The organism is Paenibacillus sp. FSL W7-1279 (assembly GCF_037969845.1).
Taxonomy (GTDB): Bacteria; Bacillota; Bacilli; order Paenibacillales; family Paenibacillaceae; genus Paenibacillus_AQ.
Genome location: NZ_CP150215.1, coordinates 794,772 through 817,970, shown reverse-complemented (window position 1 = coordinate 817,970; position 23,199 = coordinate 794,772). Strand labels below are relative to the sequence as shown.

The 23,199-nt window shown below is 48.1% G+C and carries 22 protein-coding genes and 1 pseudogene; 3 read left to right on the top strand and 20 right to left on the bottom strand.

Features of this window, described 5'->3' with window-relative positions:
• Positions 1 to 85 precede the first annotated feature (85 nt).
• The 8 genes from MKY82_RS03485 to ssuE form a co-directional block, all read right to left on the bottom strand.
• A complete protein-coding gene (locus MKY82_RS03485) occupies positions 86 to 1,027 on the bottom strand; it encodes a GNAT family N-acetyltransferase (RefSeq protein ID WP_339295492.1) in 942 nt (313 codons plus the stop codon).
• 125 nt (positions 1,028 to 1,152) lie between these two features.
• Positions 1,153 to 1,296 carry a hypothetical protein gene (locus MKY82_RS03480; RefSeq protein WP_194540768.1) on the bottom strand — a complete coding sequence of 48 codons (144 nt, stop codon included), beginning with the start codon at positions 1,294 to 1,296 and terminating at the stop codon, positions 1,153 to 1,155.
• A 164-nt stretch (positions 1,297 to 1,460) separates the two neighbouring features.
• On the bottom strand, positions 1,461 to 2,258 hold the full coding sequence (locus MKY82_RS03475; RefSeq protein ID WP_071222126.1) for a DUF817 domain-containing protein: 798 nt from the start codon (positions 2,256 to 2,258) through the stop codon (positions 1,461 to 1,463).
• Positions 2,259 to 2,574: 316 nt separating this feature from the next.
• On the bottom strand, positions 2,575 to 3,993 hold the full coding sequence (locus MKY82_RS03470; RefSeq protein ID WP_071222127.1) for an MDR family MFS transporter: 1,419 nt from the start codon (positions 3,991 to 3,993) through the stop codon (positions 2,575 to 2,577).
• Between the two features lie 83 nt (positions 3,994 to 4,076).
• Positions 4,077 to 4,484 (bottom strand): MarR family transcriptional regulator, encoded by a 408-nt coding sequence (locus MKY82_RS03465; protein WP_235613203.1) that lies wholly within the window; start codon positions 4,482 to 4,484, stop codon positions 4,077 to 4,079.
• 333 nt (positions 4,485 to 4,817) lie between these two features.
• Positions 4,818 to 5,561 (bottom strand): AAA family ATPase, encoded by a 744-nt coding sequence (locus MKY82_RS03460; protein ID WP_194540765.1) that lies wholly within the window; start codon positions 5,559 to 5,561, stop codon positions 4,818 to 4,820.
• A 285-nt stretch (positions 5,562 to 5,846) separates the two neighbouring features.
• Positions 5,847 to 6,437, bottom strand: a complete 591-nt coding sequence (locus tag MKY82_RS03455) for an AAA family ATPase (RefSeq protein WP_071222319.1) — start codon at positions 6,435 to 6,437, stop codon at positions 5,847 to 5,849.
• A 61-nt stretch (positions 6,438 to 6,498) separates the two neighbouring features.
• Positions 6,499 to 7,044 (bottom strand): NADPH-dependent FMN reductase, encoded by a 546-nt coding sequence (gene ssuE / locus MKY82_RS03450; RefSeq protein WP_194540764.1) that lies wholly within the window; start codon positions 7,042 to 7,044, stop codon positions 6,499 to 6,501.
• A gap of 358 nt (positions 7,045 to 7,402) precedes the next feature.
• On the opposite strand from ssuE, the gene MKY82_RS03445 reads away from it, so the two are divergent.
• Positions 7,403 to 8,311 (top strand): SDR family oxidoreductase, encoded by a 909-nt coding sequence (locus tag MKY82_RS03445; RefSeq protein ID WP_194540763.1) that lies wholly within the window; start codon positions 7,403 to 7,405, stop codon positions 8,309 to 8,311.
• Between the two features lie 55 nt (positions 8,312 to 8,366).
• Entirely contained in the window at positions 8,367 to 8,822 is a 456-nt protein-coding gene (locus MKY82_RS03440) for a hypothetical protein (RefSeq protein WP_194540762.1), read from the top strand.
• Between the two features lie 86 nt (positions 8,823 to 8,908).
• Here the strand turns inward: MKY82_RS03440 and MKY82_RS03435 are convergent, their stop codons facing one another.
• The 10 genes and pseudogenes from MKY82_RS03435 to MKY82_RS03390 form a co-directional block, all read right to left on the bottom strand.
• Positions 8,909 to 9,691, bottom strand: coding sequence for an ion transporter (locus MKY82_RS03435; RefSeq protein WP_220686667.1), 783 nt, complete (start codon positions 9,689 to 9,691; stop codon positions 8,909 to 8,911).
• Positions 9,692 to 10,224: 533 nt separating this feature from the next.
• The gene (locus tag MKY82_RS03430) at positions 10,225 to 10,683 is read right to left on the bottom strand and encodes a hypothetical protein (RefSeq protein ID WP_220686669.1); all 459 of its coding nucleotides are present in this window, start codon (positions 10,681 to 10,683) and stop codon (positions 10,225 to 10,227) included.
• Between the two features lie 44 nt (positions 10,684 to 10,727).
• Positions 10,728 to 13,157: an FtsX-like permease family protein gene (locus MKY82_RS03425; protein ID WP_339295491.1), complete on the bottom strand. Its 2,430-nt coding sequence runs from the start codon at positions 13,155 to 13,157 to the stop codon at positions 10,728 to 10,730.
• On the bottom strand, positions 13,154 to 13,834 hold the full coding sequence (locus MKY82_RS03420; protein ID WP_194540757.1) for an ABC transporter ATP-binding protein: 681 nt from the start codon (positions 13,832 to 13,834) through the stop codon (positions 13,154 to 13,156). Before MKY82_RS03420 ends, MKY82_RS03425 begins: the two co-directional genes overlap by 4 nt.
• 119 nt (positions 13,835 to 13,953) lie before the next feature.
• On the bottom strand, positions 13,954 to 15,075 hold the full coding sequence (locus tag MKY82_RS03415) for a HAMP domain-containing sensor histidine kinase (RefSeq protein WP_339295490.1): 1,122 nt from the start codon (positions 15,073 to 15,075) through the stop codon (positions 13,954 to 13,956).
• Positions 15,076 to 15,122: 47 nt separating this feature from the next.
• Complete coding sequence (locus tag MKY82_RS03410; RefSeq protein WP_220686672.1) at positions 15,123 to 15,797, bottom strand: response regulator transcription factor; 675 nt, start codon at positions 15,795 to 15,797, stop codon at positions 15,123 to 15,125.
• A 163-nt stretch (positions 15,798 to 15,960) separates the two neighbouring features.
• Positions 15,961 to 16,278, bottom strand: coding sequence for an ATP-binding cassette domain-containing protein (locus MKY82_RS03405; RefSeq protein ID WP_339295489.1), 318 nt, complete (start codon positions 16,276 to 16,278; stop codon positions 15,961 to 15,963).
• Between the two features lie 463 nt (positions 16,279 to 16,741).
• Positions 16,742 to 17,092, bottom strand: a pseudogene (gene tnpA, locus MKY82_RS03400) (IS200/IS605 family transposase); the annotation flags it as partial.
• 239 nt (positions 17,093 to 17,331) lie between these two features.
• Positions 17,332 to 19,077: an NAD(P)H-hydrate dehydratase gene (locus MKY82_RS03395; RefSeq protein WP_339295488.1), complete on the bottom strand. Its 1,746-nt coding sequence runs from the start codon at positions 19,075 to 19,077 to the stop codon at positions 17,332 to 17,334.
• Between the two features lie 66 nt (positions 19,078 to 19,143).
• Positions 19,144 to 19,776, bottom strand: a complete 633-nt coding sequence (locus MKY82_RS03390; RefSeq protein ID WP_194540744.1) for an NAD(P)-dependent oxidoreductase — start codon at positions 19,774 to 19,776, stop codon at positions 19,144 to 19,146.
• Positions 19,777 to 20,139: 363 nt separating this feature from the next.
• Between MKY82_RS03390 and MKY82_RS03385 the strand changes: the two genes are divergently transcribed.
• Complete coding sequence (locus tag MKY82_RS03385) at positions 20,140 to 21,033, top strand: hypothetical protein (protein WP_339221438.1); 894 nt, start codon at positions 20,140 to 20,142, stop codon at positions 21,031 to 21,033.
• A 389-nt stretch (positions 21,034 to 21,422) separates the two neighbouring features.
• On the opposite strand, the gene MKY82_RS03380 is transcribed toward MKY82_RS03385, so the two are convergent.
• A complete protein-coding gene (locus tag MKY82_RS03380; protein ID WP_339221437.1) occupies positions 21,423 to 22,175 on the bottom strand; it encodes a MerR family transcriptional regulator in 753 nt (250 codons plus the stop codon).
• 22 nt (positions 22,176 to 22,197) lie between these two features.
• Entirely contained in the window at positions 22,198 to 23,181 is a 984-nt protein-coding gene (locus tag MKY82_RS03375; RefSeq protein WP_339295487.1) for an alpha/beta hydrolase, read from the bottom strand.
• Positions 23,182 to 23,199: the final 18 nt, after the last annotated feature.

Below are 23,199 nucleotides of genomic sequence, written 5' to 3'. Positions count from 1 at the left end.
AACAGGAATCCACGGAGGTTTTTTTGTAACTGCATATGATCGGCCGCAGTCCAAGTCTACAGCTCTTACTTACGGTTCATCAATACTATCCCTTCGCTGCCCATACCTCGATCTCCACCAGAATGGACGGCATCGCCAATGCCGGCACGTAGGCCATCGTCATGGCCGGGGCCTTCCCCCCGTGGAATTTCTCCCATACCTGATGGAAGTGATCCCAGTCGACCTCCTGAGCCGCCAAAATGTTGATTTTGACGATATGATCCACCGACATCGCTTCCGCAGCCAATAACCTCTCAATGTTCGCCAGGGTGTTCTCCACCTGCTGCTTCATATCGTCCGGCAGGTTCCCCTCGCTGTCGGTTCCCACCTGACCGGAGAAGACCAGCAGCTCGCTCCCTCTCGGAACCTTGGTTATATGGGTATAAGGCCCGATCGGCGGGGCAATAACAGGTGGATTGTACCGCTGAATTGAAGACGGCTGCTGCTCATCGGCTTCATTCAAAATAGCCAGCGTCTGATGGTCCTCCCACGTTCCGTTGATTTTCACGTTTTTTCGGGCAATCCCTTCTTTATGGAATCCGGCTTTCAAAAGCACTTGGATCGAGGCCAGGTTGTGCGGCATCACGCCCGCCTCAATCCGGTGAAACTTCAATTCCTGAAAGGCAAACCTCACGACCAATTGAACCGCTTCGGTCATATACCCCTTTCCGTTATGGTCTTGGTCCAAAAAATAACCGATCCAGCAGCTCTGCAGATCCCCCCGCACCACTTCGGTAAGCATAATCTCCCCGATGATCACTCCGGTGTCCCGCAGCCCAATCACATAGACATACCCTTGATCTGCCTTGCTGGCTTCCATGGCCTTTCGGATCCGCTCAAGCTGTCCTTGATGGGTGTAGAAGCTCTCTTCCCTTAAGCCCGTGAACCGCTGGAAAAAATCCCGGTTATCCTTCTCGAGCTTCAGAAGTGCGTCCACATCCAATTCCTCTACCGACTTCACATAAATCTGTTTCCCTTGCATGAACATACGTATCCCTCTCCTCTGTTTGAATCATTAGAAGCACAAAAAAACACCACAGCGCACCTGTGGTGTACATGCCGATCTATGCAACCACAAGCAAGCGACCTGTGGTGTTTAATTCCACTGCATCCTCATTCGGTCATCGAATGGAAGGATCCTTGATCGCCCGAATATCCGATTTTGGACACACTTCTCCCATCATCGGACGGATCAAAGAAAACAGCGGTGGAGTATCCCATGCCTTTTGCCAAAGACGCCAATGATCTTTTTTTCATGTGGATCCTCCTCCCTTCTGCTTCGCGCGGTTCATCTATGCCAAACATCTATGTTCATACAAAGTCTCTTGCCTTAAGCTCGAGTCGCAACGTTAGCTTTCCATCATCTAATTAACCATAGGATATATGATTAGGCATAAATGGTCAAATCCGCTAAACTGGGCTCACATAACCGTTCCCTTCGGATTGCCTTGGGACGGTCCTCTGCCCTGCTTCAGATGCTTCAGCTGAGCTACAATGATGACACTGATCACGACCAGCAGAAACCACGAGCTGATTTTGCCGATATGCACAAGGCTCCATGTGCGCTCCTGACCCGGATAAGTCCAGGCCCCAAGAAACGTAGAAATGTTCTCAGCGATCCAGATAAAAAAGCCAATCAGCAGAAACGACAGCACCAGCGGCATCCGCAGCGTTTTTCCGTCAACGTCAAAATACACCATGGTTCTGCCGAACACCACGAATAACAATGCCGTGAGAAGCCAGCGTGCATCCCACACATAGTGATGGGTAAAGAAGTTGGCATAGATCGCTGCGCTGATCAGCACGGTCAGCACGGGCAGCGGCCAGCCCGTTATACGCAAATGCATTCGGCGCCATGCCTGGCATATATAACTGGCCACACTGGCGTACATAAAGCCGCTGTACAGCGGGACGCCGCCGATTTTGCTCCAGCCTTCCTCCGGGTAAGACCACGAGCCCATGTGCACTTTATACAGCTCCAGCATCAAACCGATGACGTGAAAGACGCAGATGACCTTCAGCTCATCCCATGTCTCCAGTTTGCTCACCAGCATCCCGATTTGCGCCAGCACACATATGAGAAGGATGAGATCATACCGCGCCAAGCCGGGAATCTCAACCACCTTGGTCAGTCCCAGCGCACCGAAGATCATAACCGGAAATATGCAGGACAACGCCTGCTGATAACCGAAAATCCACAGCTTCCGTATAAATTCCATAAGCTCCTCCTACCACCTGCACATTCGTAATTCGTATACTTCACCCTACCACAGACCGCGATTTCAATAAAAGAACAGCGTTGTCATAATTCGTGCAATCCATTGACGGGTGTAATGCAAAAAAAGAGAGCAGCCCTTCAGCTGCCCTCTTACCCGTTAACGTCCTATTTGCCCATGCTTGAGGTTATCCTTGACGCCAACGATGCAGCTCAACATACCCCATTCAATCGCTTGATACCTTTCGAGTTTCCCTATCTTACGCCAGGCTTCAACGGCCCGCAGGATTATCTTCTCCACTTGGCCGATGAACGCCCGGTCAGAGCGCAACAGGGTGAGCCGTTTTTTTCTTTTTGACCCGTAACAAAAATGTAAGAGGTATGGCAATAACAGCCACCATCGTTCCGATCATAAACACGTCATCAATGCCCATCGTTGTCGCCGCACGCTGGGTCGAAGCCCCCGCACCCATGTAGTAGGACGTTCTGGATACCACCAGTGCGCTGAATATGCCGATCGATAACGAAGCGAGCCCTTGGCGCGCCCAGTTCGTGATGGACGATGCGTGGCCTGAATATTCGCTGGACACCGCGCTCATCGCTGCGTTCGTTAACGGCATATTGCATAAAGCAATGCCGAGGCAGCGAACCAGCTGCAGCAAGGAAATGTACAGAACCGAGGTATGGATGCCGATTCCGCTGAAAGCGAGCGTGGCGGCCACAATGATGAGAACTCCCGTGATCACCAGCCGGAATGGACCGATCCGATCGTAAAATTTGCCGATAATCGGCGACGCAGCGGCCATGACAACCGCGCCCGGCAGCATGATAAGTCCGGTATCCATCGGAGACAGCTTCAGCACGGTCTGTAAATAGAGCGGCACCAGCAAGGTTCCCGTATACAGCGATATCGTCACGATGCAGTTCAGGATCAAGCTGTACCGAAATCGGGGGAATTTGAATACTTTAAGCTGCAATAACGGGGATGAAATCCGCAGCTCCCACTTAATGAAGAACAGCAGCAGTAAAATTCCGGAGATGAGCAGGGACAGGGTCTTCCAGGATCCCCAGCCCCAGTCGTTGCCGTGGCTGAAGGAGAGCAGCAAAAGAGAACTGCCCGCCACCACCGTCAAGAATCCGAGGAAATCGAACCTCTTCTTCCCGGTCAGTCGATAAAAAGGAATGAATTTGCTTACGATGACCATCGAGATCAGACCGATCGGAATATTTAGAATGAAAATCGATTTCCATCCAAAATATTGCACCAGCCATCCGCCAAGTGTCGGCCCGATCACCGGTGCCAGCATAGAGGCCAGGCTCCATAGTCCCATGGCGTAGGCTTGCCGCTCCCGGGGGAATACCTGGTAGATGATGGTCATCGTAATCGGGATAATCATCCCGCCGAACACGCCTTGCGTAATCCGGAAAGCAATCAAAGTCTCGATGTTCCAGGCTACAACGCATAATAGCGACGAAAGCGTAAAGCCCAACAAGGCCAGGACAAACAGCCTCTTATAACTGAGCTGGTCCCCCATGTAACCTACGATGGGAGCCACAATGCCCGTTGCCAGCAAATAACCGGCCATCAGCCATTGAGTTGTGCTCAGCGTGGCATCGAACTGCTCCATGACAACGGGAAAAGCCACGTTGATGGTCGTAATGCTGAGCACCGCCAGAAAATTACCGAAAAAGATAGCGCTCATTATAAGCCAAAATGAAGATTTATCTTGTGTATTCACATGAAGCCTCCTAAACAAAGTAACCCCGCCCGGATCTGGTTAACAGAGCTGGAGGCGGGATTCAAAGAGTTTGGTCTTTGGTGTTATGGAAATAATTTCTTGCCAAGCAATCGCAGTAAAATATACAGGTTATCCGCCTCGTCCTCATCCAGCTGCTTGAAGGATTCCATGACGGCATAATCTCCTTCGCTGCGGGCATCGAGCACAAGCTGCCGGCCTTCTGCCGTAAGATTGACATAGTGGCTGCGTCCATCACTGGGATTTGGCGTTCGAACCACCAGCCCCCGCTGTCCCAGAGCGTCCACTAAATACGTGATCGTTGCAGCCTTAAGCTCCATATGCTCAGCCAACCGATTCGGAAGCAGCGGACCCTGCTGCTCGATCAAACTTAAGATCTTATACTGATTCATCGTTAAATCGTTCTTTCTCAAGTGACTCAAAAAAGATACGACCCGATGGCTCGTCATTTTATCCGATAACTCACGATACATCTCCATGAGTCTCTCGACGCTTGCTTCTCTTCCGTTCTCCAGAGTTTCTCACCTCGCTACTTATTTTAGTTCAATGATTCTAACTTGTAAACACCATTTTCATGATTATAATTCTATTTTATCCCATTTATTGAGGTACAACTAACTAATTACTTAAATTATTCGAAGTTTATTTCAGGATTTCGAATATCCATGATTCTTAACATTAGAAATATCTACGGATGGAAAACTCCTAATCATTCCCCTGACTCGAAACGCTCGGTACGATAAAGGCTCCTACATAAAAAGGACTCGCAAGATCTATGCGATCTTACAAGTCCTTATCTTTCCCGTTTATTCCTCATCGTCTGCAAACAATTCGTGCAGCATCGCTTCCCGGCGATTCACGAATTCCTTCGTAATCATATAATGATCCGTTTCCTCCAAGCTCGACTCTTCTACCCCTTCGGAAGTCAGCTTGTAGATGATGGAATCGGGATAAGCCATAACAATTGGCGAATGGGTGGAAATAATAAACTGCGAGTCTTCCTGGACCAGGTCATGGATGCGTCTGAGCAGCGCCATTTGGCGAAATGGCGACAAGGCCGCTTCCGGCTCGTCCATGATGTACAGTCCGTTGCCGTCGAAGCGGTGCAGAAACGTCGCAAAGAAGGACTCACCATGGGATTGATGATGCAGCGACTTTCCGCCATAGGAATGCCAAAGCGCCAGTGAATCAACCTCGGAGGCCACATTATAATAGCTTTCCGCCCTGAAAAAGAAACCGTCCCTCGGCTTCCGGACTCCTCGAACCGTACGGATATATTGATACAGCACAGAATGCGTCTCCGCCGTGGAAAAAGAGAAATTGATGGTGCCCCCCTCCGGATTGAAACCCAATGCTACAGCAATCGCCTCCAGCAGCGTGGATTTGCCCATGCCATTCTCGCCTACGATATAAGTAACCTTCGGATGAAAATGAAGACCGTCCAAAGCCGCAACGGCCGGCAAATTAAAAGGATATTCATGAAATGAAGGGATGCGATCCCTCATTAACACAACGCTTCGTAGATAGGCAAGCATAGCAGCGTTATCCAAGCGCTTTCCCTCCTCGATTGTGAAACCTATAATTACTACTCTACTATATATCATTCCAGCAATGGTTCCAATTCAGGACCATCGCTCGATATTTCCGAGCATAAGCATGGGGCGTTTCCCTGAAGGGTGAATACGAACATCCTTTTTCACGCCATAATAGGGGGTATTGCCTCGAGATGTTGATGCCTCGTCGATACTCAATAAAAATACGCCATCACAGGGCTCGCCGGCACCTGGTATGACGCACTTTTTTTATACGATATCGAATGGTGTTATTCTGATATGCTACTCGCTTACGATAAACTGATAGAGCTCCTCAACCTTCTCTTCCGTCAAATCGCCGCTGTTATCGAATACCTTAATGGATGTCTGCGGAATGTCCCAGTTCACTTCCGGCACGAAATCGACGCGCTTCTTGAAGTCGTCCCAATGATCCAGCTTCCACTGATCCCGCTCGGTCTGTCTGTCAATGATGCGCTCCTTCTGCAAATCCATGTCTTTGAGCGCAACCACGATGACCTTCACGTCAACGTCGCTTTTCGTTAACCCTGCCGATGCAATGACTTCTTCAATCCATTCGCGGTTCTTGAGCTCGGCGGTAAACGGAGAAATCATAAAAACATTTTGTCCGGCACCCAGGTTCTCGATGCAAATATCCTTGGTCGTATCATATTCCAGATCGCGCAGATTCTCTTTATAAAAGGAAGAATCGCGGTCATTCGGATCCAGTCCGTTACTTTCCAGGAACTTCTCAACAAAGCGTCCCCCCACCGTATCACGGTCGAGAAATGCAGCCGGTATACGGACTGCAAGCTTCTTGGCTACGGTTGTCTTGCCTGTACCGGCCACGCCGACAAAAAATACTAGCTTTTGCAAATGGTATCCCTCCATATGATCTCTATCGCTTTCATATCCCTGCCGTCCACTCATGCCATCCTTATGCGCGTTCTGTCCGGTAACGGGTTTCTTCAATTAATTCCTCCATCGCGGAGGTCAAGCGTTCCTGAAGCACGTCCGCTACATCAAATCCGCCATCCTCGGTACGTGCCACCTGGGCATCCACCGCGTACACGCCGCCAAGAATATGACGGGCCCCGATCGAAGAAAGCACGGGCTTGAGCGAATAATCAATTGCCAGCAGATGTGCGAGACTGCCGCCGATAAACATCGGAAGCACGATTTTGCCGGCCAAGCCTTTTTGCGGAATCAGGTCTAAAAAGGTCTTCAGAACACCGGTAAACGAAGCTTTATAAACCGGACTTGCCACAATCACGGCATCGGCCTCGGCCACAAGCCCGTTCGCTTTGACAATATGCTCACTCTCAAACTTGGTATGAATCAAATCCTCAGGCGGCAGGGCGGCCACGTCGATCCGGCTAACCTCGAAATTCGCAGCAGTCAATGCCTGCTCCGCATATTCCATAACCGCATTCAATCGGGATCCGGCTGTAGGACTTCCGTTAATAATAACAGCTTTCGCCATAATCATTCACCTCGGCTTATGTTATAGTGTCGCCATCCATTCATAAGATCGCTATGTAAGGTCCTCTCGAACGTCAACCCATATAAATCAGAGCAAACTTGTCAGAATTAGTATCATCGTATCAATGTGTCTGCGCTTTTGTCAATGCAGCAGCTCCGGCAATTGAACCTTGGCGATTCGCCAACCATTACACTTCGCACCAATAGCCCGAAAGACATCGTAAAAATCTGTAACCCGCGCGTTTGCGCACGACCTTTCTCCTATTCTGTTCATAAACGGCACCCCCGACTGGGCGGATGCATAGAGATAAAGCATCGGCGTTCAACGAAAACACTCTGTATATCAAAGGAGGAAGGAAATGAATCCCCAGCAGCCCATTCCATACGTAGGCTCCAAAACCGAATGCAAGGAACAGCCCATCGCGTTCCCTCCCCAGCATCAAAACTGCCAGCCCGGTCTTGAAAGCCTCATGTCACCGCGTCCGATCAGCGAGGATCCCGCCTACCGGGGCAGCGGTAAACTGGATGGCAAAATCGCCATTGTAACCGGAGGGGACAGCGGCATCGGCAAAGCGGCGGCCATTGCTTTTGCCAAGGAAGGTGCCGATCTGGTCATCCCATACTTATATGAAACTTCGGATGCGGAAGTAACGAAGCAGCGGATTGAGTCGCTCGGCAGACGCTGCCTCTTAATGAAGATCGACCTGCGGTATAAAAAGAACTGCGAAGCCGTAGTAAACGAGACGATAGCCCACTTCGGCAAGCTGGATGTGCTTGTAAACAACCATGCCGTCCAGTATGTTCAGCGCAGCATCTTGGACATCACGGAGGAACAGCTGCATCATACCTATCAAACGAATATCTTTCCCTTTTTCTTCATGATCCAAGCTGCGCTGCCCCACATGAAATCCGGAGCGTCGATCATCAACACGGCCTCCATTACCGCCTATCAGGGATTTAAGGAGCTCATCGACTATTCTTCCACTAAAGGCGCCATCGTTTCCCTTACCCGATCCCTTGCCCTTTCGCTCGTCGATCAAGGCATCCGCGTCAATTCCGTCGCTCCCGGCTCGGTCTGGACGCCGCTCATCCCATCCAGCTTCCCAGCCGAAGAGGTCGCCGTGTTCGGAACGGATTCACCGATGAAGCGGGCGGCACAACCCTATGAGCTGGCGCCTGCCTATGTTTACTTGGCGTCGTCCATCTGTTCCTCTTTTGTCACGGGTCAGGCTATTCACGTCAACGGGGGACAGATGGTGACCAGTTAACAGCGGTGCCTTAAGCGTTCGAGAAGCTACGAATAACAAGCAGAGGATGTGTACCATGAACACGGGAATTCCTAAACGGTCCGGCCGGATGGACATGGGATTTTATGCATTAAACAAGCTGGCCAGCGCCGGCATCGTTGTGCTGCTGCTGAGCCTGCTCGATTGGGTGTGGCCTCCCGGCGCTGATCGAGCTTCGGAATGGTTAGGCCTCTATCTGCCGCAAGAGCACTGGGTATACGGTTACGCGCTCACTGCATCCCTTGCGGCAGATGCCATACTCTCGTTCTTGCCTTCCCTCCATAAGGCTAAACAAGCCGCCGTTTACGGAGCGGTCGGATTTCTGTTCTTCGCCTTATTCACAGGCGGAAATCCGGAGCAGCTCTGGCTGCGCGCAGCAGCGGGAGCCTTAACCCTGCTCATCTTCTTGTGGGGGAAGCATACGTTCTCCAGCAATTCTCTGGCCACCCCGTTCTTTGCCTTGATCGTTCCCCTGTTGTGCTGGGTGATCTGATGCAAGCGACTATAGCTTTCTTCCATGAAAAAAAGACCCTTCGATGAGGGCCCTGCAAAAATCTTGCTTTTGACACACGGACGGGACTAACGATTCGACCTGTATTGCTCAAGCAGCAGCTGCTTGATTTCCTGTACGTCTTTCTTCAGCTCCATATTTTCTTTCAACAGCTGATCCAGCCGCTCGTCCCGACTCTCTTCCTCTTCCTGTCCCAAGTAACTTAGAATAACAGCAACTACGAGGTTTAAGATGACAAGCGCCCCAACAATAATAAACGTTATAAAATAAATCCAAGCCCATGGCATTTCCGCGATGACCGGCCTGGCCACTTGGCTCGCCCACGACTCAAAGGTGACCACCTGCATCAATGTGAATAGAGAATTATGGAAGCTGCCAAAAAATTCGTACGGAAGCACATCCTTAAAAAATGTAGTGCCAATAATCGCATAAATCGTAAAAATAAGCAGCGTCAATCCGAGCACCCCGGTTAAAGCCGGCATCGACCGGATTAACGAGTCGATAATTTTACGAAGTGCCGGAATCGCAGGGATCATTCGGAATAGGCGCAGAACCCGGACCAGACGCAGCGAGCTTACGAACGGTGTGGTCAGGAAGATCAGGCTGCAGGCAACGATCAAGAAATCAAACCAGTTCCACCCGCTCGAGAAATATCGCTTAAATCCGAGACCGGTAATCTTCAAAAGAATCTCCAATACAAAAATCCCGAGGATAATTTTGTCAAGGTAGACCAGAAACTGACTCGTGCTGTACGTTTCGGCGACAATGATCACGCCGTTCAAAAAGATGATTCCAATAATAGCAGGTTGAAAATAACGGTGCTCCACCAATCGCTTGAACGATTCTCTCATGACTGTACCCCACTTCTCTTTGCATGACTATACTTCACAAAAAAATACGCACGTGCCGTGCCTTCGGTTTCAACATATAGTTCCATTATGAATTTGTTTCACCATTTCGTCCATACTCCAATAAAGGTTTCATGCATATAACAGGGCTGTCCCCAAAGTAAGTCTGCTTACTTAATGAGACGGTTCAATTGATAAAAAAGACAGCAAAAAATAAAGAAATGGCGGTGCCAGGGAGGTCAGCCCTGTACCGTCATTTCTTTATATCAGAATGTCATCGGCGCCAATATTAGCATGATGGTTCCCTCTCTGCCAACTGAAAGAAGAGAGCAATGGGCCTTAAATCCGGATCAGGACAGGATCTATAATGCCTTGGAAGTGGCGACGCTCTCCCTGGTCCAGAATGGACCGGCGCTTCTCGAGCTAAGAAACAAAGCTTACATCCCTTTTATTACCGGTGATCGACCGTTAGAGCAGTTCGTCGATTTGTGAAGGAATTTATGGAAGTTGGTACCTAACTGAGCTGCTAGATTTCTTTAAGGATCGGCAGTGTAAATTAGCGTCAATGACTGGTCCTCGCCAATTTCAATCTCTTCCGTGTTCCCTTCGTCAATTACGTTGTTAATAGAAAGCACCCAATGTTTGTTTTCGTCATTCTCGATACCATCAACGCTTAATATTTGCCCTTCCTGGTCTTTTTCTATCAGCACCCCCTGTTCATCGTCGTCTGAAATGGCTTGCATGACCTTCCCCACGGTAGGATGGTCATCCATAATCTTAACTGTCTGCACAAACAAAGCCTCATCTTCATTGAAGATTGCTACATCAACTTTTGTTTCGAGCGTCCCTTCACCTGTGTACTTTACTCCGTTATATTCTGGATAAAAACCCTCCTCGCTGTTTTTACTGCACGCTGTTAAAAACAGTACAATGAAGAACAATACAGTAAAACTACGCCAACAATGGTTCCTGAACACTCCTCTATACCTATGCATATTAAGACACCTCCTTCAAGAAGTAAGTCGATTTCCTCGTTTGTTCATATACTAAACCGAATTCGTTCGATCAGGCTTTCCTTTCTAAAGCGTCGATGCATATAGTAGGTCGTAAACAACTGAACCGCAATGTAGGCACCTATTATTATCAACATAGCACCAATCGGAAATTGATATTGGGCATAGGTGGCTTCGCGCTTAAAAATATCAACGATAATATATCCTGTGGGTATGCCCACAATAAAAGTCAACAACAGACTAACCAATATAACTACTAATCCTTCGCTACCAAGTTGTATTGCTAATTGGTTTTGTGACAACCCAATTGCCTCAATCACGCTGATCTCCCTTTTTCTAGCTATCATGCTTGTCAGATTTGAATTGACCAGATTACATATGCTAATGACGAGCAGCGTTGCAATAAAACCATAGGCGGATAACTCGATCAACCGTTTCGCCTCATGAAATTCCTGATAAATCTCTTGGAATGAAGTAAACCCAATTCTATGATCGGCCGCAGCAATTTCTTTTAAGCGTTGTTCTACATGCTCGAATTCCTTTTTAGGCACGGTCACACTGACTTGCTTGACACGCTGATCCAGCCCTAGGCGCTTAAACATATCCTGATGGGCAATGAAAGTCCCTCCATAAGCAGAGTCTCCTTTATAAGTAATATAACTAGGAAGAACGCCGACGATTGTGAATTCAAGCTCTGCCCGCTGTTCTCCAAGCGGGGTCATTCTGATCTTATCACCGACCTTATAGGTCCCATCCTCGGCGATGGCAATAAGCACGTTCCCATTCTTCATCTCCTCTAATGCGTGTCTGTTATTCCCTAGTGCATGTAGTGTCTTTTGCATTAGAGCATCGTCATAGCCATAGATTTCTGAAGTAATCGCAGGATTTCGGATATCCTCTATGTTTTTAAGATGAACTGCCGCATCCTGCTTGTTATAGAGGAACTCATCATACATTTCCGTATACAAAGACTGAATCCCATTCATATCATGTATCTGCTTCACGATTCCTTCGTTCAACAAATCGAGATGCTCATCCACTCCTCGGTAAGAGTTAACACTCAGCTTGTAATCGCCTGGCACCATACTCGCGGCTACATTGCCCATATTCATACTGTTCAGGATACTGCTTGTAACGATAAAGATCAGCCCTGTCAAAGTGATTGAAGTGATAGTAATCCAAGTACGTTTGCGATGACGTATAACTTGCGCAGATACCAAGGTGAAGCTGCTAAGGGAATTGTTCAATTGATTTCTGGTTGTTTTTCTCTTCCTCCATGCGTCAGCAACCGGATTATAGCGGGTCGCTGCAATCTCCGAGATTCTCCCTACTCTTCTGGCTGGAAATTGGATTGAAAGAATGACGAAAAGCAGACCTGATAAGAATGCTACGCCAACATGAAATGGAGATATCTCTACATACAGAGAAAGATCGGTAGAGCCCGCATTTCCGAGAAACGGAATGAATGCCAAGCTGCAACCTATTCCCAGTAGAATTCCAACAATACTGCCGATGAAAGAAATAATCAGTCCCTCTATTAGAATCATGCGTCGTAATTGTCTTGGAGTCATGCCAATCGCTTTCATCATGCCAAACAAACGTATTTGTTGTGAAATGTAAATGTTGAAAATATTATAAATAACCATTCCAGAGCTTAAAACGATAACCAACACAGCTAATGCAGACTGCAGAATAGTTGTCGGATTCTGTTCATAAGCGCCTGTATAGCGTTCATTTATTTTAATTTGCTTATCTGACAAGCCTGCTTGTTTACCTATATCCTCCGCGACCGAGGCAGCGTTTAAGTTGGATTTCAGTAGTGCAAAAACCGTTACTTCCGGATCCGGACTATACTGCTCCGAGAAGCTTTTTGATACAAACATCAATCCGGCTCTTGCAGCCTTTCGAATAGCAATGTCTTCAGTAATACCTACCAGTTCAAAGGTTTTCGTTATTTCTTTAGTCTGATCATCACTTATAACCTGCAAATCTAACGCGATTCTTTGTCCTAACTCAGAAGAATAACCTAATTCATGAAGGAGCCATTCATCCAATACAATTTCATGATCAGCCTCTGGCGCACGGCCTCGCCTCAGTTCAATCAGTCCGTTATTTATTCCCTCCATGTAACCAATAGCCATATGGATATTCAGTTTCTCAAATGTAGTGGAGCTAATATTTCTGCTGTTATACGAAAGATAATACTCCTTGATCTTAGGGTTACTCACGATCTGCTGTTGTTGCTTCAATGACAATTCCTCATATTGCACATGAAAGGCACCAATTTCATTCATAGCTGCCCTCTTATTGCGGTTATCTTCAGAGTGAAAGTACGTGAACACGACAAATACTAAGGCAACGGATAGGGCTGTTGTAAATATAGTTAACAGGGTTCTGCCTTTGTAGTGGCTTAAATTTTTCCATGCTATGTCTCGTACGGATACAGTATCTTTCATTGCGATGCCTCCACAACGATCGAACCATCAACTACCCGAACCGTTCGGTCGGACAATGATGCGATATCCTCATTATGCGTAACGATAATTAATGTCTGGTTATACCTCTGTATCGACAATCTCAGGAGATTCAGGACGTCTCTACTGGAACGACTGTCCAGATTCCCAGTAGGTTCATCGGCAAGGATGATCGACGGTTTAGCAGCAATCGCACGGGCGATGGCAACGCGCTGCTGCTGTCCCCCTGACAACGCCGTTGGTAGACTAGTTCGTTTCTCATAAATATCCAGCGTGTTTAAAATATCTTTGATGTATTCAACGTCAGCCTTTTTTCCGTCAAGTCCAATGGGTAATATGATATTTTCCCATACGTTAAGTGATGGCACGAGATTAAATGATTGGAAGACAAAACCGATTTCACGACGGCGGAACACGGCTAGTTGATTTGCTGGTAGTGTATAAATAGAAGTTCCATTCATGATGACTTCGCCGCTTGTCGGTGCATCCAAACCACCAATGATGTGCATTAAAGTACTTTTACCCGCACCTGACTGCCCGACAATGGAGATAAACTCTCCTTTCTCCACAGTGAAATCAATTTCATGTATGGCCTTTACTTGGCTTTCTCCTGTGCCATAATACTTGCACAATTTCTTTCCTTCCAGAATCAAATCCAACGCCCCCCTTCGGGTAAACTCAAAGAATCCATTTCAGGAATGCTCCACTTAAAGCAAAAAAACATCCTTCCCTTAGCTGTCTGCTGAGAAAAGGATATCTAATAATTATCTATTTTTTATCAACGAATATCGATGTTAGGTGTATTGGTACTTTTACATTGGAACATGACAGTTACTCTCGCTCCGCATGTCTCATTGTTAGCTATTCTAAGTCCTCCACCATGCTTTTCAGATAAAATCTTGCATATATGTAGTCCCAAACCAAAACCGCCACTCCCGTTTATTGCTTTACGTTTGTAGAACGGTTTAGTCGCTTGTTCGAGATCCTCCTCCGAGAAACCTTCGCCATCATCACTAACTGTAATGCACAGCATGCCATTCATGGATTCCAAACCTATGGATATTGTCTTGTCAGCATAACGAATTGCATTGCTAAGCATATTTTCGAATATCCGTATAACCGTGTCAGCATCAAAGTGCAGTTCTGTTTGGGCAATATGGTTTTCAAATGTCATTTTAAGATGACGTCCCTCTACTAACACCTCGGCAATACTGTTAAGCTGTTTGATAAAATGATCTATATTTACGTTTGTTGTGTAAATGCTGCTGTCTTCCAATCTTTGAATCTCGCTCATCAATTGAACATAGTTCTCCAGCCGTAAAATATGTGCGGACATTGCAGATACGGTAGACATCACTTTGTCTGCACTGATCTTACCTTGGGGCAGATAGTTCACCAAGAAATCCGTAGATCCCCTAAGTACCGTGAGCGGTGTGCGCAGGTCATGGGAAAAAACAGCATTCAATTGTTTGCGCTCCTCCATAGAACGCCACATTTGCCGAGTGTTGTCATCCAATGCAGCTCGCATTTTCTCGAAGGAATCGCAGAGCTTCCCCATCTCGTCCTTGCTCTCATAATGGATATGAAAATTCAAGTCATGATTCGCTATTTTTTCAGAAGCCATGCCTAATAGTGCAATAGGTTTTTTCAGTTTATGGCGATAAAATACAAACGAGGACAACATGCTGCACAGTCCAAGAAATATCGGAATAGACCATGCTTCAACAATATCGCAAATTTGAAGAATAATTTCATCATTCGGCGTATAATGATTATTTATAGGCTCAGAACTATTCTTGTTCGGAGCGTTATATTTATGATAGAGATCGTTTCTAACTCCATTTGAAGCTCCAATTGCAACAGAGCTAAGCAGAGCCGCCATCATTAGAAATATGAACATATATAGCATAAAGCTCTTTCTAATCGAAAGGTTGCGGATTCCTGCTATTATCCTACCCATCTGTATCCCACACCCCATATGGTTGCAATATACGTATGACTGTTCACCGAAGCTAATTTGGCTCGAATTCTTCGAATATGCTCAACGACAACGGCGCTGTCTCCCTCGCTGTCATACCCCCATACTCGTTCATAAATCCGCTCTTTATCAAAAATCTGACCCTTGTTCATGGATAGCAATTCAATAATATCAAATTCTTTTTTGGCAAATGAAATTGGTCGGTTTTGATAATAAACAGCACGTGCAGAATAATCAACGACTAAATCATCAATGAATTTCGATTGGGTCTTATAACGCTGCCTCTGCTCGCGACGCAAGTGTGCAGATACTCTAGCCCCTACCTCCTCAATGCTGAATGGCTTGACAATATAGTCGTCCCCACCGACACGGAATCCATTGAGCTTATCGGCCTCTTCTACCTTTGCCGTTAAAAACAGAATAGGACAGGACACAAAATTGCGTATCCGTGTACAAACCTCAATGCCATCCAGATCTGGCATATGAATATCCAGTAAAATAAGATCTGGATCAAACTCAACTTGCTGCAATACTTCGGTCCCACTCCTTGCTGTGATAACCCGATAACCATTGATTTCGAAATAATTTTGGAGTAGATTCACGATATCTATTTCATCATCAGCAATCAAGATTAGATTTGACATACCTCATTCCTCTTTCGCAACAGCTCAGGATCGGATATATCTAAAAGTATATCTTGCTCACGATCCATTTTTGACATCAAGTAATCGTCGTGTGTTATAATTATACATAAGTTGTTTTTTAGCTTATTCAAGAGCTGTACAAATTTTTCTTTTTTTTGTATATCTAAGTTCGAAGTCGGCTCATAAAAATAAATAAACTCGGTCGTCTCAAAACTGCTCTTGAGAGTGCAATCTCTTGCATTTGACCACCTGATAAGTTCTTTCCTGACTCACCAATATGATGATAACTTTCATCTTTCAAAACACTTGATAATCCATACTCCTCCAAAACACGATAAACTTCCTCGTCTGTGATTCCCCCATCCCATTGTTTAATATTATCCATGATACTACCAGAAAATAAGTATATTTTCTGAGAAACAATTCCTATTTTTCTTCTCAAATCATTAATATTTATGTCCTTGAGATTGTAAAGGTTCACCTCCAAAAAAATTCAGGGTTACATTTTCAGATTTATTAAGTTTTAACACGTTATTAATGAAAGTGATCAACGAGCTAACAAGCGCTGGGCTAAAATACAGTTTTTCTCTTAGTCCAGACACATAACAGTAATCGCAGCTCAAATTACAATCATTTGTAACGAAAATATGTACTTTCATAGCCCTCAGCCTCATCAACCATATTCAACCTTTAAATACATAATAGTACATAACACTCCTTTTTCATGTGCCATCCATCATTTATACTGTAAATTTTTGGTGTTATATTTATTTTTTATCTATTAATTTGACATCTTAAGTCGCCTTGCTTTAGCATATTGCATTGATCTTATGCGCTTTCGAAATTCAGGCCTACATCTCTTTTATTACCGGTGATCCACCGTTAGAGCAGTTCGACGATTTTGTGAAGGAATTTATGGAGGCTGGCGGGGCTGAAGTATTGCAACCTACTGTACTCACATAATATCCTTCTGCCCAAAATTTTCGATTCCCGTATTTATATTTTAGTTGTGCATGCTTCTCGAAGATCATTAACGAACTTTTCCCCTTTAGATATCCCATGAATGATGAGACTGAAATTTTCGGCGGGATAGCCACCAACATATGGACATGATCGGGCATCATGTGGCCTTCTATAATCTCTACTCCTTTGTACTTACATAAGTGTTTGAAAATTTCTATTAAGTCTCTTCTTTCTTGATTATAAATCTCTTTCCGTCTATACTTCGGGGTAAATACAATGTGGTATTTGCACATCCACTTTGTGTGAGCTAGACTGTAGCTCTTGGTTGCCATTTGAGACCATTCCTTTCTTTGAGCCTGAACATCTCAATTTTATTGGAATGGTCTCAGTGGTCAACCCTCAATCCCTCCACCCGCATAGCGGGTGGCTTTTTGTTTCGCGCGTTTCACGCACTCAACTGGCTAAAGCCACAATATAAACAAACCCAGCACCCTTCGCGGCACTGGATTGTGTTTTACAATAACTGTTTTCGTTTTGCAGTGCTCTCGCGATGAGGGCCTTTCTCTTCGCGTCAAAGTGCTTCGATGACATCCCCGGCGATGACCGAGGCGGGATGTCCCCGGTGCCGCGCGGCCCGCTCGCCGGCACGGCCGTGCAGCCACACGCCAAGCGCGGCTGCAGACGGACCGGCATATCCTTGCGCCAGCAGGCTGGCAATGATGCCGGTCAGCACGTCCCCGGTGCCTCCGGTCGCCATGCCGGAGGTGCCGGTTGTGTTGATGTAGGCTTGTCCTTCCGGCGAAGCCACGACGGTATGTGCCCCCTTGAGCACGAGGGTAACCCCGTGCCCGGTCGCGAACGATGCGGCAACACCGATCCGGTCCCGCTGCAGCTCGGCGGTCGGGATGCCCAGCAGCCGGGACATCTCCCCCGGATGCGGGGTCAGCACGGTAGCCGCACCGCGCGGCTCCCAAGTGCCGAAATCACCGGCCGCGGACAGCATATTCAGCGCATCGGCATCCACCACCAGCGGTCCTTCCCATTCTTCCCACAAACGGCGGAGCCATCTGGCATCTCCTTCAAAACGGCCAAGTCCCGGACCTACGGCCAGCACATCGCGGGTTTTGGCGAGCTCCAGCACCTGCTCAGCGGAGGCCTCATCCCAGTAGCCGCCGCTCTCCTCGCCTGTGGCGGGGGCAAGCATCACCTCGGGCGCGGCTCCGCTCAGCGGCAGCACCAAGCTTGCAGGGAGCGCCCAGGTCACCAGGCCGCAGCCCGCACGAAGTGCTGCCCGGGAAGCGAGCAGGCCTGCGCCGCTCATCGTGCGGCTGCCCCCTACGGTCAACACGTGACCGTAGGTGCCCTTATGTCCATCCGGCGAGCGGTGACGTGATACCTCCACACCCAGCTCGGTCCGAAGGACATGCGGGGTGAGCAGATGCGTGCTGACGCCCTGCTCCCGGCACAGCGATGCCGGGATGCCGATGGCGCGGACCACCACCCGGCCGGCCGCCTCGGCGCCGGGGTACTGCACCAAGCCTCGCTTCAGGAATGCGAGGCATACCGTCACCGCGGCCGAGATGCACGGCTCGTGCCGCGCGCCGGTATCGGCGTCCAGTCCGCTCGGAATATCCGCGGACACAATCGGCAGGCCGCTGTCATTGGCGGCCTGGATCAGCGCGGCGTAAGTGCCGCGGGGCGCGCCCGCCGCGCCCGTGCCGAGCAGCGCGTCCACGATGCCGGTGTACGCGCCGTAGTCCACGGCATCACGGCCGTGGACCAGAGCCGGGATGCCAAGCGCTGCCGCGGCATCCCGCTGCACCGCCGCCTCGCCGGCTAACGCGGACGGCTCGGCGGCATAGAGCAGCGTGACGCGTATACCGGCGTCACGCAAATGCCGGGCGGCGACCGCCCCGTCGCCGCCGTTATTGCCCTTGCCCACCAGAATGAGCCAGTGCTCCTGCGCTGCAAGCGCGGTGGGCAATCGAGCGTCTCCGTCGATGACAGGCGACGGACGGCTCATCTCCAGAGCCAGGTCATCCCCGGCGGTAAGAGCCTCCGCCGCAGCCGAATGCTCCGGTAAGAATAGCCGCTGTTCACCCCGCCCGTCCTCGGACATGAAGGACCGAGCCTTTCCTGCTGTCCCAGTGCCTCCGTAATCAGAACGGCTCACTCTATCACGCTCCAGGCACAGCTTCAGGACTTCCTCGGCAATCGCCTTACCTGCATTTTCCATCAGGGCTATGGCCGGAATGCCGATTTGATGAATCGTATGGTTGTCGAGTGACCTCATCTGTTCAGACGTCACAACATACATCCAAGCTCTCCCCTTTGCTTCGATATATCCTACACACACGCGTTGGCGACTCAGGATGCCTGTCTATTAATAAGCAACGGTAAAACGGGACTGAATAAACTGCGGATCATCCAGCTCATCGATCACCGCTACCGCGAAATCTTCAACCGAGATTCGGCTGCTTCCGCTCTCGTCAGTCACCAGGCGGTCCATGCCGATCCGGAACTGTCCGGTACGTTTCCCCGGCTCAATAATCGCTGCCGGACTGACATACGTCCATTCCAGATCGCTTTCCTTATACAGATCGTAGGCATCCGCATGCGCACGGGCAAGCGGCCTGATCTCCTCCGGAAATTCCGGGGTATCCATAAGCGGTACGCCGCTGTCGGCGATCAAGCTGCCAGCGCCGCCAACGATCAACAGTCGGGTTACGCCGCCACGTCTCGTCCCCTCCACAATCGTGCGTGCGGCTGCAACGAGTTCCTCTTCCCGGCCGAACTTCGGACCGAAAGCGCTAATAACAGCATCATGCCCTTGAATCGCCTCTTCTAATGATGAAGGATCCATTACATCCGCTTTAACTTTCTTTAATTGCTCATGCTCTGCATCCAATCGATCCGGATTACGCAAAATCGCAGTAACTTCGTGCCCCCGTCGCAGCGCTTCCTCCGTAATTCGTCTCCCGATCGTTCCGCTTGCTCCAATTAATGCTACCTTCATGTTCATCGCTCCTTCGCTTAGAAATTATACTACATCACCCCTGGTGATGAATGGCTCTTCTTGAATCTTAAGTAGTATTATAAACACCTGGTGCCGTCTATAGCCGTTTCGGGCTGTCACACCTTCTATTTACTTATCCCCATGAAGACCTCTTCAAACTCCACTCGTTCATTTTTTCTCAAAACAATAGATCTTTAGACCTATGTAACACCATATTATTTTCGCCGATAGAATACACAAGTGCATATTTACGAACAAATATAACTCGAATAATGACTTACATCGCCATACTAATGTTGTGTGCTTGTTGGAATTTGTCGTTTTCCTATGAGCTAATCGTATGTAAAGGAGATTATCCATATAATGAAAAAAAAATACGTTCGCTTGCTGGCCCTCTGTCTCGCTGGCAGTCTGCTGCTGCTAAGCAGTTTGTCTCTTCACCCCGATACGGCTACGGCCGAACCCCGCCAAAAGGCGACCTGGTTCTGGGACACCCCGCAGATTCAAGATTCAGCTGACGACATTCTGAGTTTTGCCTCCAGTCAAGGGGTCAATGTGCTCTATCTGCAGATGAACCGCGATGTTCGGCCCGAGTATTACCGCAGCTTTATTCGCCAAGCAGGCGATCAGGGGGTCGAGGTTCATGTCCTCGGCGGCGCGCCTAACTGGGCGCTGGAATCGGAACGTCACCGATTGGAGACCTTCATTCAATGGACTGCTGAATATCAGGCTTCGGCTGCTCCGAATGAGCGCTTCACCGGCATTCATGTCGATATCGAGCCGCATGTGCTGACTGAGTGGAAAACAAATCAAGCCTCCGTGGTAAAGCAATGGCAAGCGAGCGTCCGCTATCTGGTCCAGGAAGCGCACACACTGAATCTGCCCATCGGTTCCGACATGACATTCTGGCTGCACGGCTACCAGCTGCCGGACCAGTCGATGTCGATCAGTCGGTGGATGATCCAGCAGTTCGACCAGGTCGTCATTATGGCCTATCGTGATCAGGCAGATACCATTTATAAAGTCGCTGCTGCCGAGCTTAAGGAAGCCGATGAACTTGGCAAGGAAGCCTTAATTGCCGTAGAGACCAAATCGAGCAATGAGGGAGCTTACATTACCTTTTTTGAGGAAGGCACGTCCTATATGGAGGAACAGCTATCCAAGGTATGTATCAAAGCGGAGAAGCATCCTTCGTTCTCCGGGTTCGCCATTCATGACTATAGATACTGGAAAGCATTGCATGACTCCGATCGATAACATCGCGATTATTTCATAATGGGAATAAAAAAGATGGCGTTTCAAGAGGGTATTTTCCTCTGGCGCCATCTTTATATTTTAGATGAAGGAACTCATCCTCTTCCATCGGTAAAAGGCCTGCTCGCTCTTAAACCGTCAACATGAGAAGCAGTACATAACCGACCGTCAATTTCGCGCGTTGTAGCGGCCCTTTTTTTACATGCACTTCCATCCCCCGGTCCCTCCCTCTCTTACGATGCTACCGTCTTATTCATATACTATATGCGGCTCGGTCCCTTATGTTGCCTTGGGGAAAAATTGTTTGCCAACAAAAAAATATTAGCCATGTAAACAGTAGAGTACGATTTAAGCTTCCTGCATAGGAAGCAGAACCTGGGCTGCAATGCAGCTCATTCACGATCAGGATAGCGCTTCAAGACATCCTGCAAATATTGTTCTGCTTCCATTACAAGCTGACGCTCTCCCGTGTTCCATTGATCCCGATTTCTATCGACTGCTAAGAAGGCAGCATGAATCCGTTCGTCGCCATGTGTCACACGTTGAACCATCCGTTGCCATTCTTCGGCTAAGGTTCTGGCTAAACGGGACTCGATGGGAACGTTTGAGGCCTTATAAGCTGCAGCTTGCAGCGATATTTTTCTGAACGTATTGTAAAAATCCAATGCCGCCTGCTCAGAGTTAAATACTGTTCGAAATAGTCGCGAGTCTTCCTCCGAAAATTCGTATTCTTTCCAAGCCGACATATCAACCTCATTCAATGAACGCATGAGATGGGCTAACAGCTCCCAGGGTACGGTGTAACCTTCTTTCATCATTTCCTTTGCGACATGCAATCCGTCAAGCTTGGCTTGGATACTCTCTTTCTGTGAATAGAGGACCGATGCCTGGTAATCTAGAATGTTCTCGATATCCTGCTCCTCGGTGCCCACGATCAATTGTTCTTTGATCTTTTTTAAAGAGAAACCAATGGCTCTATAGAACATAATCTGTTCAAGTACATACAGCTGTTTATCATAATATACTCTATGCCCCAGCTCATCCCGCTCCGCCTTAAGAATCCCTTCATTATCGTAATACTGAATGGTTCGCGGAGTTATTCCCGACAATTGACTGAGTTCTTTTACGGAATATTTTTTTTCCATGAACCCATCCCTTCTTTGTCCCTTACTCGATTTTCGCTAAAAAAGCTTCTATTGTTTCCAGTAACTCTTCAGGGTATTCCCCGTTAATTGCGTGCGAAGCATCTTCAAATACGACCATCTCGCTATTAGGGTCTTTCAGAGACTCCTTCCCCGTTTGATACGACTTTTCAGCATGGTGCATCGTCGATTGTCCAGCTAAAATACCGAGCACCGGCATCGTCAGCTCAGCTAATCGTTCCGGCTTGATGGCTTCCGGCATAGGCAACTTGCTCTTGAATGTCCGCATACCGGTTTCGATTAATTTGGCGGTCGGGTCGCTGTCATCAACTTCAGCCCCGCCGGATATATAGCTGAGCATTTTCTCCCGAATCGGTTTGGGCACCATGGGCACAGACGCCGGAATGGATACCAGTATCATTTTCAGTGGAATGGGGCCAAACACATAGACAGGGTCCAGCAATATGAGCGAGTGAATCTTCTCAGGATGCTTGAGCGCCACATTCGCCGCACTCCACCCGCCGAACGATAGCCCTAATAGGTGGATCTCTGATTCCGGCAGCTGATCCAGCACTTGCCCTAACCATGCTGCTTGGTCCGCTGCGGTTTCAATCCGTCTGGTTTCTGTGCTTAAACCCGGCTCTCCTATCAAATCAAGTGTGTATACAGGCCTGTGTTCTAGAAAGCCGCTTAGATTGGCCTCCCACATGGGTGTAGCAGATCCCTTACCGGGAAGCAGCAGCAGGGGTGTTTTATGCGGTGTATCGCTCCCCTGGAACTTGTAGAGCTGTACCACGCCAAAATCGGTATGAACCTTAATCGATTCAACCGGTTCTGGTAAGTGACTCATCGCCTCACCATAAGCTGCCGTATATTCCTTCTGCCCATCCTCTGTAACAAAACCGCTTAACGACCCGTCATCTCTAAATAGGAAGCCTATTACCGTCAGTATAGCTAGTATCGCAATGAGAATACTACCCAAGAGTACCCATCTTTTTTTTCGTTTCACTTCAATCCCCTCCTAAGG